This window comes from Thiomicrolovo immobilis (genome assembly GCF_039645955.1).
GTDB lineage: Bacteria > Campylobacterota > Campylobacteria > Campylobacterales > Sulfurimonadaceae > Thiomicrolovo > Thiomicrolovo diazotrophicus.
This window is the reverse complement of record NZ_CP147916.1, coordinates 854706-866785: the sequence shown is the minus strand read 5'-3', so window position 1 is coordinate 866785 and position 12080 is coordinate 854706. Positions and strand designations below refer to the sequence as shown.

Annotated in this window: 13 protein-coding genes; 8 read left to right on the top strand and 5 right to left on the bottom strand. The window is 57.7% G+C overall.

Features of this window, described 5'->3' with window-relative positions; genetic code table 11:
* Nucleotides 1-2: 2 nt before the first annotated feature.
* Complete coding sequence (locus tag WCX72_RS04475; protein WP_345971082.1) at nucleotides 3-890, bottom strand: LysR family transcriptional regulator; 888 nt, start codon at nucleotides 888-890, stop codon at nucleotides 3-5.
* A gap of 179 nt (nucleotides 891-1069) precedes the next feature.
* Between WCX72_RS04475 and WCX72_RS04470 the strand changes: the two genes are divergently transcribed.
* From WCX72_RS04470 to WCX72_RS04460, 3 genes are all read left to right on the top strand, one after another.
* Complete coding sequence (locus tag WCX72_RS04470) at nucleotides 1070-2260, top strand: molybdopterin-dependent oxidoreductase (protein WP_345971081.1); 1191 nt, start codon at nucleotides 1070-1072, stop codon at nucleotides 2258-2260.
* Nucleotides 2261-2271: 11 nt separating this feature from the next.
* Nucleotides 2272-2583, top strand: coding sequence for a sulfite:cytochrome C oxidoreductase subunit B (locus WCX72_RS04465; RefSeq protein ID WP_345971080.1), 312 nt, complete (start codon nucleotides 2272-2274; stop codon nucleotides 2581-2583).
* Between the two features lie 67 nt (nucleotides 2584-2650).
* A complete protein-coding gene (locus WCX72_RS04460) occupies nucleotides 2651-3229 on the top strand; it encodes a class II aldolase and adducin N-terminal domain-containing protein (RefSeq protein ID WP_231020831.1) in 579 nt (192 codons plus the stop codon).
* A gap of 2 nt (nucleotides 3230-3231) precedes the next feature.
* On the opposite strand, the gene WCX72_RS04455 is transcribed toward WCX72_RS04460, so the two are convergent.
* Entirely contained in the window at nucleotides 3232-4527 is a 1296-nt protein-coding gene (locus tag WCX72_RS04455) for an adenosylmethionine--8-amino-7-oxononanoate transaminase (RefSeq protein WP_345971078.1), read from the bottom strand.
* Nucleotides 4528-4680: 153 nt separating this feature from the next.
* On the opposite strand from WCX72_RS04455, the gene WCX72_RS04450 reads away from it, so the two are divergent.
* Genes WCX72_RS04450 through WCX72_RS04430 form a run of 5 tightly spaced genes read left to right on the top strand, consistent with a single transcriptional unit; the run spans nucleotide 4681 to nucleotide 9391 of the window.
* Nucleotides 4681-6156 carry a peptidylprolyl isomerase gene (locus tag WCX72_RS04450; RefSeq protein WP_345971076.1) on the top strand — a complete coding sequence of 492 codons (1476 nt, stop codon included), beginning with the start codon at nucleotides 4681-4683 and terminating at the stop codon, nucleotides 6154-6156.
* A complete protein-coding gene (ftsA, locus tag WCX72_RS04445; protein WP_345971075.1) occupies nucleotides 6153-7520 on the top strand; it encodes a cell division protein FtsA in 1368 nt (455 codons plus the stop codon). The genes WCX72_RS04450 and ftsA overlap by 4 nt, the downstream gene beginning before the upstream one ends.
* A gap of 14 nt (nucleotides 7521-7534) precedes the next feature.
* On the top strand, nucleotides 7535-8686 hold the full coding sequence (ftsZ, locus tag WCX72_RS04440) for a cell division protein FtsZ (protein ID WP_345971074.1): 1152 nt from the start codon (nucleotides 7535-7537) through the stop codon (nucleotides 8684-8686).
* Nucleotides 8687-8697: 11 nt separating this feature from the next.
* Nucleotides 8698-8988 carry a J domain-containing protein gene (locus WCX72_RS04435; protein ID WP_231020821.1) on the top strand — a complete coding sequence of 97 codons (291 nt, stop codon included), beginning with the start codon at nucleotides 8698-8700 and terminating at the stop codon, nucleotides 8986-8988.
* 13 nt (nucleotides 8989-9001) lie between these two features.
* A complete protein-coding gene (locus WCX72_RS04430; protein WP_345971073.1) occupies nucleotides 9002-9391 on the top strand; it encodes a DoxX family protein in 390 nt (129 codons plus the stop codon).
* Nucleotides 9392-9411: 20 nt separating this feature from the next.
* Here WCX72_RS04430 and WCX72_RS04425 read toward each other — a convergent pair whose 3' ends face one another.
* From WCX72_RS04425 to WCX72_RS04415, 3 genes are read right to left on the bottom strand one after another with little or no spacing between them, the layout of a single operon-like run.
* Nucleotides 9412-9906 (bottom strand): DUF4149 domain-containing protein, encoded by a 495-nt coding sequence (locus WCX72_RS04425; protein WP_345971072.1) that lies wholly within the window; start codon nucleotides 9904-9906, stop codon nucleotides 9412-9414.
* Nucleotides 9903-10739: a peptide chain release factor N(5)-glutamine methyltransferase gene (gene prmC, locus WCX72_RS04420; RefSeq protein ID WP_345971071.1), complete on the bottom strand. Its 837-nt coding sequence runs from the start codon at nucleotides 10737-10739 to the stop codon at nucleotides 9903-9905. The genes WCX72_RS04425 and prmC overlap by 4 nt, the downstream gene beginning before the upstream one ends.
* The gene (locus WCX72_RS04415) at nucleotides 10739-12022 is read right to left on the bottom strand and encodes a M48 family metallopeptidase (protein WP_345971070.1); all 1284 of its coding nucleotides are present in this window, start codon (nucleotides 12020-12022) and stop codon (nucleotides 10739-10741) included. Before WCX72_RS04415 ends, prmC begins: the two co-directional genes overlap by 1 nt.
* Nucleotides 12023-12080 lie beyond the last annotated feature (58 nt).

Here is a 12080-nt window from a genome sequence, read left to right as displayed (position 1 = left end):
CGCTATTGTAGCCCGATGGAACTTAAGAGGTACTCCTGGAAATGGGTCTGCAGCGGCAGCAGTGTCTGCTGGCTGCGGGCGATCATCGTGAAGTCGCGCTCGAAGTGGTGCGCCTTGATCGCGATCTCGAACAGGTGCCCTTCTTCCAGTTCCCTTCTGACGGAGATGCGCGGCAGAACGCTGAGGTAATCGGGCTTGGCCAGCAGGAAGTTTTTGATCGACTCGATATGCTCCAGCTCCATCACCATGTTGAGCTCCTGGTCGACGGGGCTGATCGCGTTGAGGAAGACGGCCCGGGTCCCGGAGCCTTTTTCCCGCATGATCCACGGCCGCGATGCCAGCTGGTCGATGAACCACGGCCCCCGCTCCGCCAGTGCCTTGTTGCTTGTGAGCACGACCAGCTCGTCGCGCATCAGCACCCGGCTTTCAACCTCTTCAAGGATCCCCTCCCCCTCGATAAAGCCGATATCGACTTCCCCGGAGGTGACTTTGCGGATGACGTCGGCGGTGTTGGCGCTTTTGAGCGAGATACTGACATGTTCGTTCTGCTCCATATAGTTGCAGACTAGCGTCGGGATGAAGTACTCTGCGATCGTCACACTGGCCGCCAGGCGGAGCTCCCCGCGCAGCGAATCGCTGCGCATCTGGTCGTAAAGGGCGTGCAGGGCATCGACGTGCGGCTGGGCGCTCCGCATCAGCATCGCCCCCCGCCCGTTGAGGACCAGCCGTTTGCCGATCCGCTCGAACAGCGGGCCGTCGAGCAGGCGCTCGAGCTCCTTGATCGCCATCGAAACCGCCGACTGGCTCAGCCCGAACTTTTTGGCCGTATCGATAATCTTTTCGCTCCGCCCCAGATCGAGAAAAAGTTCCAGCTGTTTGAGCGTATACATCTCACCCTCCTTCTGCACCTCTCTGTGCCCCTGTTTCCCGGAGGAAACGCGATCCATTAAGTACAGTTTTATTGCACATTATATCATTTTGGTTTTATTTTTCTTAACTATATCTTTTTGATAAAATACGGACATAATTTTTATCAAACGATTTTATATCGTCTCAAGGTCCTAAAATCATGAAACGCAGATCTTTCCTTAAAGGCGCGCTGGCCGGTGCCGGCGTGACCGCGCTGGGCCCCGAAGCCTTCGCCGCGGGCCAACCTGTCGATAACCGCAAAATCTCCTCCATTCCGTTCCCGCAGAAACGGCCGATGATCACCTACTCCGACCGCCCGCCGCTGCTCGAATCCCCGCGCTACGTCTTTGCCCACCCGGTCACGCCGAACGACATGTTCTTCGTACGCTGGCACATGCCGGACATTCCGACGCACATCGACCTGGGAACCTTCCGCATCAAGGTCAACGGCCTCGTCGAGCGCGAACTCTCTCTCTCCGTCGACCAGCTGAAGCATGACTTCGAACCCGTCGAAGTCTATGCCGTCCTGCAGTGCGGCGGTAACAGCCGCTCCGCGTTCAAACCGACGGCCGGCGGTATCCAGTGGGGCAGCGGCGCCATGGGCTGCGCCCGCTGGAAAGGTGTCCGTCTGCGCGACATCCTTGAGCGTGCCGGTCTGAAAAAAGAGGCAGAGTGGGTCGGGTTCAACGGTTCCGAAACGGCCGCCTACTACGAAACCCCGAACTTTGTCCGCGAACTGCACCTCGAAGAGATCGGTGACCACGTCATCGTTGCCTATGAGATGAACGGCGAGGACCTGCCGTACCTCAACGGCTACCCGGTGCGCCTCGTCATCCCGGGCACCTACTCCGACAGCTGGGTCAAAATGCTGAGCAACCTGACCGTCACCAGCGACTACCAGCACCTCTTCTTTATGGACAAGGCGTATCGTGTGCCGGACAACGACTGCGAATGCCAGAAGCCGGGCGAGCACGTTCCGACGAAACCGATCACGAAGATGAACGTCAAATCCTTCATCGGCTACCCGACGAACGGCGAAACGCTCTACCATAACTCCTACGCGACGATCCGCGGAGTTGCCTTCGACTACGGCGCGGGCATCAAAGCGGTCATGCTCTCCTTCGACGACGGCAAAACATGGCAGGAAGCGACGCTGGGCGACGATCTGGGCCGTTACGCGTTCCGCGCCTTCACCTTCGACTTCAAGCCGAAAAAGTACGGTAAGCAGACCATCATGGCCAAGGCGATCAACCGCGCCGGCGAAGAGCAGCCGTATGCCAAAGATATCAAGTGGAACCACGGCGGTTACAAATTTAACGGAATCGACGTCGTCACCGTCGAAGTAGTCTAAGGAGAGCCTTTATGAAAAAAACAATCTTTGCCGCCCTGCTGAGCCTGGGTGCCCTTAATCTCCACGCCGCCCTGAACGAGGATGTCGAAGTCCCTTATGTCCCGTTTGAGATCAAAATGGGCAAACACTTCGACCTGGTCCAGGCCAACTGTCTGACCTGCCACTCTTTCGGCTACATCCTGAACCAGGGCAAACAGTCCCGGACCTTCTGGAAAGAGAAAGTCGAAAAGATGGTTGACGCGTTCAAAGCGCCGATCACCAAAGAGGATCAGGCCCTCATTACCGACTATCTCGCCGAGCAGTACGGTAACGGCCAGCCGTAAGGCCGGCCCCTCCGCTCCCCCTTCTCCTTCACACAAAAATTCACCTATCTTCCGTTACAATAGCGCTATGAACAAACAGCATCTCAAAGAACAGCTCGTCTCTTTTTCCCTCTCGATGTTCCGCAAAGAGTTCTTCAGTATCTACCACGGCAGCGTCTCTGCCAAATCCGACAACAGCCGTTTCATCATCAATACGAAAGACACCATCTTCGACCATATGAACGACTCGCAGCTGATCGAACTCTATTTCCAGAAAGATTACCGCTGGAACGAAGCCAGTATCGACGCGGCCATCCATCACAGCATCTACCGCCAGATCAGCGATGCGAAGTTCATCACCTTCTCGATGCCGCCCAATACGATGGCCTACAGCCTGCTTCACGAGGTGATCGAACCGCAGGACTATTTCGGGATCAAGGAGATGCCCCGCGTCGAGGTCTACGATCCCCGCTCTTTCGACCAGTGGTACGAGCGCGCCTCCACGGAGATTCCCAAACGGCTGATCAACTCCGATCTGGAACTGGTCGTCATCCGCGGCTACGGCATCTACGCCTACAACCGCGACCTGCATGAGATGGCCAAACAGCTGGCCGTGCTGGAAAAGAGCTGCCGGATCCTGATGCTCCGGCAAAGTATGTTGTCATAACGCTACAACGAGGTCACTGCCTCGTAAGCGGTGTCCATGACGTACGTCAGCTCCTCCGCATTAATAATGTAGGGGGGCATAAAGTAGATCACCGGCCCCAGCGGCCGGAGAAGAACCCCCCGCGCCAGCGCGAAGTCAAAGATCTTCAATCCGACGCGCTCGTCGGGAGCGTACCCCTCAAGCTCCACTGCGGCGACCATGCCCGTCTGGCGTACCGATTTCACGTTCGGCAACTTTTCAAAACGTTTGAGTCCCTCCGCCATCTGTTCCGACAACGCGCGGTTCGCTTCGATCACGTTATCCAGTTCGAAGATGTCCAACGTCGCGTTGGCCGCGGCACAGGCAAGGGCATTGCCCGTATAACTGTGCGAATGCAAGAACGCTTTATAAAGGTTGTAGTCGCAGTAGAACGCCTCGTATATTTTATCCGTTGTCATGGTGACGGAGAGCGGAAGGTAGCCGCCGGTCAACCCTTTTGAAAGGGTCATAAGATCCGGCGAAATTCCCGCCTGTTCGCAGGCGAACATCGTTCCGGTTCGTCCGAATCCTGTCATGATTTCGTCTGCAATTAACAATATATCATACTGATCGCAAAGTTTTCGCGCCTCTTTCAGGTAGCGCGGATGGTACATATGCATGTTCCCAGCCCCCTGGATCAGCGGTTCGACAATGAGGGCTGCGACCTCTTCCGCACGGGCCTTTAGCAGGGTTTCGAGTTCCGCCGCCGCGGCCAATGCTGCCGCCTCGCTCTGGTCGGCCGGGACCGGCGTCTGGATCGTCTGCAGCAGCAGCGGTCCGTAGGTCTCTTTGTAAAGCGACACGTCACCGACCGAGAGCGCCCCGATCGTCTCGCCATGATAACTGTTGGTCAGGGAGATGAACAGGGGGCGCTCTTTTCCGATATTCTTATAATAGTGATAGGCCATTTTCAGGGCGACTTCTATCGCACTTGAGCCGTTGTCCGCGTAAAAACAGCGCGTTAGCCCTTCGGGAGTCATGGCTGCCAGACGTTCGGAGAGACGGACAATGGGCTCATGGGTGAACCCCGCCAGGATAACGTGCTCTAACGTTTCGGCCTGGGTTTTGACCGCCGAAGAGATGATCGGGTTCGCGTGACCGAAAAGGTTGACCCACCAGCTGCTTACCGCATCGATGAAACGGTTGCCCTCAAAATCCTCGAGGTAGATGCCGTCCCCTTTTTTGATCGGCGTGAGCGGCAGAAATTCGTGATCTTTCATCTGGGTACACGGGTGCCAGATATGGCGCAGGTCCCTTTCGGAAATTTCGCGGTTCTTCATCTTGTACCCTCCAAAAGTAGAATTTTGAAAATCTTATCGAAAAATATTGAACTCACAGTGAAAAAAGGTTCGGAAAACAGGGGCTTTAAGGCAATTCTTAAGCTTTAACCTTATAAAATTGACAACTACGACGCAAGAAGGCAAACTATACAGATGATTACATGGATGCAACGACACCGAAAATACCTCGTCATTACGATCTGGATCTCCACGATCGCCTTTATCGGCGCCGGATTTGTCGGATGGGGGCAGTACAGCTACGGCGACAAATCGGGGGCCGTGGCCAAAGTCGGTGACGTCAGCATCACCAGCCGCGAACTTCAAAAAACCTATGCACAGCTTTTCAACCGCTACAGCCAGATCTTCCAGGGCAAATTCGACGAGGAGCAGGCGAAAAAGCTCGGCCTGGACAAACAGGCGTTACAGCAGCTCGTCAACCAGGCCCTGCTGGTGAACCTCGCTAACAGCTATAACCTCGAAACGACCGACAAAGAGGTGGCTACGGTGCTGCAGTCCCAGGAAGCCTTCATCGAGAACGGCGTTTTCAGCAAGGAGCTCTACCAGAAGGTCCTCAAACAGAACCGTTTGACCCCTGTTGACTACGAAGCGGACATCCGCCGTGCCCTGTTGATCCAGAAACTCTTCGCCCTCTTCCCTGCCCAGGCGAACGGCATCGAAACATCAGCCTTCGAGACCGCCCTGAGTATCGGGGACAAATTCGAATACAAAGTGCTTGACGGCGCCATGGTCAGCATCGACACCTCCGACGCAGCCCTCAGAACGTTCTGGGAGGGCCACAAGCTCGACTACATGACGCCGCGGGCGTTCAAGATCGCCTACATCACCCAAGACGCCGTCGAAGCCGGCGCCGGAGAGGAAGAGCTGCAGTCGTACTACGATGCGCACAAATACGACTTCGTCGGACCGGACGGAAAGATCCTCGCGTTTGACAACGCCAAGAGTGCCGTGGTCGCCGCCGTCAACGACAAAGCCACCAACAAAGAAGCGCTGAAGACCTACATCGCCTACAAGAAAGAGAAGCTTGACGCCGACGTGAAGATCGTTGAGACAACCGTCCGTGAAGACGACAACAGCTTCAGCGCGGAGACGATGCAGGCCATCGCTTCCGCCGACGCGGCCAGCCCCTACCTGAAACCGAAAAAAGAGCACGGGGCGTACCTGATCATCAAACGCCTGGAGACCGTCGAACCGATGCCCAAGAGCTTCGAAGCGGCGAAAGCCGACGTCCTCGCCGCCTACACCCGCCAGATGCGCGCCGAAAAGCTGACGGAACTGGCGACCTCCTCCCTGAACTCCTTCCGCGGTACCACGACCGATGGATACCTCAAGCGCGATGCGACGTCCGGTGTACAGGGGCTGGATGAAAAAGAGACGCAGGCCCTGCTGACCAGCCTCTTCCGCTCACGTAAAGCCGAAAGCATGGCACAGCTTCCGGATGGAAAGATCGTCCTCTACCGCATTCTCGACCAGCAGATCGACCCCGTTGCCGATGCGAATGCAGACCAGGCGGTCGCACAGACAAAAGAGACCCTCTTCAGCCAGTCCCTGATCACCGCCCTCGCCGAGCGGTATGAGACGAAAATCTTCCTTCAAGGATTCGGCCAGTGAAAAAAAGCATCCTCGCGATCGATATAGGCTCCAGCAAAATCTGCGCCATCATCGCGGAGATCTCCCCTGAGGGTACGATTCAGATCTCGGGGGCCGGCATCGTCCGTTCCCAGGGGATCAAAAAGGGATCCATCACCAACATCGAGCTCGCCTCCAAGGCGATCAAAGCCGCCTTGGCGGACGCCAGACGCGTCGCCGGCACTGAAATCAAACGGGCGATCGTCTCCATCTCGGGCGCCTATACAAAGAGCCTGAACTCCAGCGGGATCGTCAATATCCCCAACCGGGAGATCACGTTCAAAGAGATCAGCCGTGTCATGCACACGTCGCTGTACAACGCCAATATTCCCAACGAGTACGAAGTGCTGCATACACTGCCGTACAATTTTATCGTCGACGACCAGGAGTTCATCGAGGATCCACTGGGGATGAATGCGTCGCGCCTGGAGGTCGAGACCCATATCATCACGACGCAGAAGTCCAACCTCAACAACCTCAAGAAAGCCGTTCGCGGTGCGGGCGTCGAGGTGGATACCGTCGTCCTCAACGGCTACGCTTCCGCCATTGCCGTGCTCAACGAGGATGAGAAGGAACTCGGTGCCGCCGTGATCGACATGGGCGGCCACACCTGCGACACCGTGATCCACTCCGGGACCGCGATCCGCTACAACGATTTCCTCGGTGTCGGTTCGCACCACATCACCAGCGACCTCTCCATGGCGCTGCACACGCCGCTCAACATCGCCGAGAGCGTCAAGATCAAGTACGGATCGCTCAGTGCGCCGAGCGACGACCTGATTGAGCTGCCGATTATCGGCGACGAGGAGTCCTCCCACGAGGTCTCCCTCGGCGTGGTACACAACGTTATCTATGCCAGGGTCGAGGAGACCCTGATGATCCTCGCCCAGTCCATTGACAAGAGCGGGCTCAAAGATCAGCTGGGGGCCGGGGTCGTCCTGACGGGCGGCTTTACCAAACTCGACGGCCTCCGCGATCTTGCCGTTGCCATTTTCGACAATGTGCCGGTCCGCCTCGCCAAGCCGTGTAACGTCGAAGGACTCTTCGACGCCCTCAAAGAGCCGGCGACGGCGACAGCGGTCGGGCTTATCAAATATGCGGCGGGAGGCTATGCGCCTTACGAAATCGATGTGAACCGCCAGGTACGTTACCGTAACGAAGAACCGATGGAGAAGCCTGACCTGACTGAACCTTCCGTTCAGGAGCCGGCAGAGGAAGAGATTCCGCTGCCCCCCTCCGAGGAAGCAGGTACGATCAGGATCAAGTCCTTTGACGCAAGAAAAAGTGCTGACAAAGCCGCAGGCTTCGGCAGCAAGTTTTGGAACTGGATTACACAGTTATTTTAACAGGGGAGTGATAGATGGGATCTGACAATATGTTCAAAATCGAAGAGACGACGGCCAATAACGGTGCGCGTATCGTAGCCATCGGCGTCGGCGGCGGCGGCGGCAATATGATCGGTCATATGATCAACGAAGGGGTCGACGGCATCGAAATGGTCGTTGCCAATACCGATGCCCAGGTGCTTCAGACCTCCTTTGCCCCGGTCAAAATCCAGATGGGCAGCCGTCTGACGAAGGGGCTCGGTGCGGGGATGAAACCGAGCGTCGGCAAAGATTCCGCCATCGAGAACTATGACGACATCCGCAGTGCCATCGAAGGGGCCGATATCGTCTTTATCGCCGCCGGCCTCGGCGGCGGCACCGGTACCGGCGCGGCGCCGGTCATCGCCCAGATCGCACGCGACGTCGGTGCCCTGACCATCTCCGTCGTCACGAAACCCTTTGCCTTCGAGGGGCGCAAACGCCTCAAACTGGCGGAACAGGGACTGGCAGAGCTGAAAAAAGAGAGCGATTCCATCGTCGTCATCCCCAATGACAAACTCCTCTCCATCATCGACAAGAACCTGGGGCTCAAAGAGTCTTTCAAGATTGTCGATGCCGTCCTGGCCCAGGCGGTCAGCGGGACGTCCGGCGTGATCCTCTCTTCGGGCGACAACGACATCAACCTCGACTTCGCCGACCTCAAAACGGTCATGTGCCACCACGGTATGGCGCTGATGGGCGTGGGCGAGCACCAGGGCGACAATGCCGCTTATGAAGCGATCCGCGCCGCAATCGAATCGCCGCTGCTCGACAACATGAGCATCAACGGCGCCATGGGCGTTCTCGTCCACTTCACGATGCACCCCGACTTCCCGATGATCTCCATCGGGGAAGCGATGGGTGTTGTCGAAGAGAGCGCGGACGAAAATGCCGATGTCATCTTCGGGACGACGACGGATGCCACGCTGGCGATCGACTATATCAAGATCACCCTCGTTGCCACGGGTTTTGACCATGAGGAGGCCCCGAAAAAGGCCCCCTCCATCAATAACGACTCCTACGATGCTCCGGCACAGGAGACCCCGGCGGCCAGCCGTACTGTGAGCCGTCCGAGAATGGTCGTCGGCGGCGACCTGAGTGACGACTACCTCGACGTGCCGACCTACATGCGCCAGCAAAAAGACTGACGCACCCGCTAATGCCCCCCTATGAGAGCGTTCTGAAGGCCAAGACCCTGCTGGGCCTTCATGACAAGGCGACCCTCCCCGAAATCAAAACGCGCTATAAAAACCTGATGCACCGTTGGCACCCGGACAAGCACCCGGACGATCCCGATACGGCGAACACCATGAGCGCGCGAATCAATGACGCCTATAAAATACTGCTGGAATTTGTCAAACATTACGAATACCGCCTGGACGAACCCTACCTCAAAGAGACCTGCCTCACGCCGCAGGAGTGGTGGGAACGGAAGTTCGGCGGACGCTAGTTAAGGAACAATCATGTTGAAAAACGACGACCTTGCCCGCCTGCTGCTGCGCCTTGCCCTCGGTACCCTTATGCTGTTTCACGGCATTCATAAACTGCTGCACGGCATTGCCCATATTCAGGGCATGCTGCAGGCCCACGGCCTGCCCGGCTGGTTCGGTTACGGCGTCTTTATCGGGGAGGTGATCGCCCCGGTGATGATTATTCTCGGGTTGTATGCGCGGATCGGTGCGGCGCTGATGGCCGCGAATATGGTGGTGGCCGTGGCACTTGTCGGCGGGATCTTCCCGCTGCAGCTGAGCAAAACCGGCGGCCCGGTCAGCGAGATGGCGCTGCTCTATCTCTTTGCCGCCCTCGCCCTCTTCTTTTCCGGGCCCGGGAAATACAGCATCAATCGCTCCTAGAGGGGCGACCTCCCGTCACATTAGACCTTTCCGGCAGACGGCAGAAACATCAGCTGCATCCGACGCACGAAAAGGACGATCAGCGCGACGGCCAGCAGCTTGAAATCCAGTTCACTGGCACTGTGCAGCGAGGCGAAGGCTTCGCTCGCCGTGGCATCCGCCCCCTCGGCCTGCATGGAGAGAATCTTCGGAACGTAGACCGCCGCGAACATCAGCAGGGTTGCCACCGCGAGCAGCGCGCTCATAATGGCCCACTTGTCACGACGCTGGCGGCGGTATTCGTTTCCTTCAAAGACGAGGATGATCACGGCCATCGCATAGGCCCAGAAACTGAAACGGCGGAAGATCTCGCCCATCAGCATTCCCTCTTCGTAACGGCCCAGCAGCTCCGTCGGCAGGATCGATGCCGAGTGGAAGATCACCGCGGCGACAACGATGCCCAGAATCAAAACCGCTCCCAGAGTGGCGGCAACGGTCATAAGATAGAGCGTGACGCTCCACTGTTTGGTATTCATGTTTCATCCTTTCGTGTCAGTACGAACCCGCGGTCGAGTCCTGCAAGATCTTTGTAGAAATCGATCGTATACCCCTTCGGGACGATCGCCGAGACGGCTTCGCGCTGATCATACCCCATTTCGCAACAGAACAGGGGAATCTTCCGCTCGGCGACCGCGTCGATCAGTCGAACGATAATGTCCATCCCCGTCACACCGCCGAACAGCGCCAGGTCAGGCTCATAATCGAGGTTGCGTTCGAGTGCGGCATCCTCGGCGACATAGGGCGGGTTGGAGACCAGAACGTCAATGTTCTCCGGAACGCCTGCGAGCAGATCGCTCTGCCGCAGCTCGATCCGCTCCTGGAGGCCGAAATCCGCGACGTTTTTGGCCGCCACGCCCAGCGCCTCCTCGCTGATATCGACGCCGATCATCTGTGCCTGCTCAAGATGCAGCGCCAGGGTCACGCTGACCGCGCCGCTCCCTACCCCCACCTCGCAGAGCGTCATCTCAGCGGCAGGGTCGACCGCTTCCAGGACGCGGTCGATCAGAAGCTCCGTTTCCGGCCGCGGGATCAAAGCCCCCGGGGCGATATAGAAGAGCTGCGAATAGAAGCTGACGCGGTTGAAGATATATTCGAGGGGTTCATGGGCCTTGCGACGCGCCACCCACTCCCAGAGCCTCTCGTCGCAGGAGAGCGGCTCGTCCTGGTGGGTGATCAGCCAAAGGCCGTCGCGCCCCAGGTACTCCATCAGCATCCGTTCCGCCTCCCGCCGCGGACGCTCCGCACTCACGGCAATCTCGGCGGCGATCACATCGAGGCACTCCCGCAGCGTCCGCACGCGTTCACCCATCAAGAACGCACGCCTTCGTTATCGAGTTCGCGCTCCACGCTGTCCGCGTCGCATTCGGAGCGCATCGCACCTTTGCCGCTGCCCCGCTCCTCGAATCCAAGCGCCCGCAGGCGTTCGATCACCGGCGGATGGGTATAGTAGAAGAAGATATAGAGCGGATGCGAAAGGGGGAAGGAGCGGTTCTCCGTTACCAGTTTGCGCAGGGCGTTCGCGAGGTAGAGCTTGCCGACGAGCTCCCCGCCGCTGCGGTCCGCTTCGTACTCGTTATGTCGGCTTATCACGCCCATCAGCGGCATAATGAAGAAGCTGACCAGCGGCATGAAGAGCAAGAAGAGTATCACCGTCACTGCAGGCGTATTGCCGATGCCCAGCTGCACGAAGAGCGATTCGGGCAGGTTGCCGAAAAGGGCGAGCATGCCAAAAAGCATCCCGCCGACGACCGCGATGTTCTTGTAGAGGTCGCCGTGGGCGAAGTGGCCCAGTTCATGCCCCAGTACCGCAAGGAGTTCGCGCGCTTCGAGCTTTTCGAGCAGCGTGTCGTAGAGGACGACGCGCTTGCTCTTGCCCAGGCCGCCAAAGTAGGCGTTGAGACGGGTATCGCGTTTGCTGGCATCGCTGACGAAAACCCCGCTACTGACAAAGCCCGTCTTCTTCATCAAGGTGTCGATCTCTTCTGAGAGCTCCGCATCCTCGAGCGGTGTCAGCTTGTCGAAAAAGAGTGCTCGCAGTGTCGGGAAAAGCATATTGAGCGCAACGACAACGGCGAAGAGGAAGAGGAAGCTCCAGAACCACCACAGCGGCGCCCATGCGATGATCGCCGTCACGCCCCAGATGACCGCCCCGCCGAGCAGTGCCACCAGAAACAGCGTGATCAGCGTGTCTTTGATGTAGAGGCCGACGCTGGTACGGTTGAAGCCGAACTTCGCATCGAGGACAAATTTCTCGTAGAGCGACAGCGGCAGTTCCACCAGGGTATTGATCAGCAAAAACGCCAGGACCATGACGATGCTTTTGAAAGGCGCGTCCATCCCGCCCATTACCGCGTCCAGCCAGCGGATCCCGCCGTCGAGCCAGACAAGGAACATGATGTATTCGATCAGCATTCCCGCCATCTGCAGCTTCTCTTTTGCCACGGCATAGTTGCCGGCCTTGAGATAATCCGCACTCCCCATGAGCACCGGAGCCATCCGCTTGGCGCGGTTGATAAACCCGACCTGCATGACGCTGATGTAGAGTTTGATAATGAAATAGAGGCTGATCATAACCATCAGTGCTGTTACCATAGAAATACCTTGTGAAAGCGTGTCGGATATTGTAGCATCGCGACCCTAAAACGGGTCA

Excerpts from the sequence above, each read along its gene's own strand:
- WCX72_RS04475 (WP_345971082.1), bottom strand. The coding sequence starts at position 890 with ATGTATACGCTCAAACAGCTGGAACTTTTTCTCGATCTGGGGCGGAGC.
- WCX72_RS04470 (WP_345971081.1), top strand. The coding sequence starts at position 1,070 with ATGAAACGCAGATCTTTCCTTAAAGGCGCGCTGGCCGGTGCCGGCGTG.
- WCX72_RS04465 (WP_345971080.1), top strand. The coding sequence starts at position 2,272 with ATGAAAAAAACAATCTTTGCCGCCCTGCTGAGCCTGGGTGCCCTTAAT.
- WCX72_RS04460 (WP_231020831.1), top strand. The coding sequence starts at position 2,651 with ATGAACAAACAGCATCTCAAAGAACAGCTCGTCTCTTTTTCCCTCTCG.
- WCX72_RS04455 (WP_345971078.1), bottom strand. The coding sequence starts at position 4,527 with ATGAAGAACCGCGAAATTTCCGAAAGGGACCTGCGCCATATCTGGCAC.
- WCX72_RS04450 (WP_345971076.1), top strand. The coding sequence starts at position 4,681 with ATGATTACATGGATGCAACGACACCGAAAATACCTCGTCATTACGATC.
- ftsZ (WP_345971074.1), top strand. The coding sequence starts at position 7,535 with ATGGGATCTGACAATATGTTCAAAATCGAAGAGACGACGGCCAATAAC.
- WCX72_RS04435 (WP_231020821.1), top strand. The coding sequence starts at position 8,698 with ATGCCCCCCTATGAGAGCGTTCTGAAGGCCAAGACCCTGCTGGGCCTT.
- WCX72_RS04430 (WP_345971073.1), top strand. The coding sequence starts at position 9,002 with ATGTTGAAAAACGACGACCTTGCCCGCCTGCTGCTGCGCCTTGCCCTC.
- WCX72_RS04425 (WP_345971072.1), bottom strand. The coding sequence starts at position 9,906 with ATGAATACCAAACAGTGGAGCGTCACGCTCTATCTTATGACCGTTGCC.
- prmC (WP_345971071.1), bottom strand. The coding sequence starts at position 10,739 with ATGGGTGAACGCGTGCGGACGCTGCGGGAGTGCCTCGATGTGATCGCC.
- WCX72_RS04415 (WP_345971070.1), bottom strand. The coding sequence starts at position 12,022 with ATGGTAACAGCACTGATGGTTATGATCAGCCTCTATTTCATTATCAAA.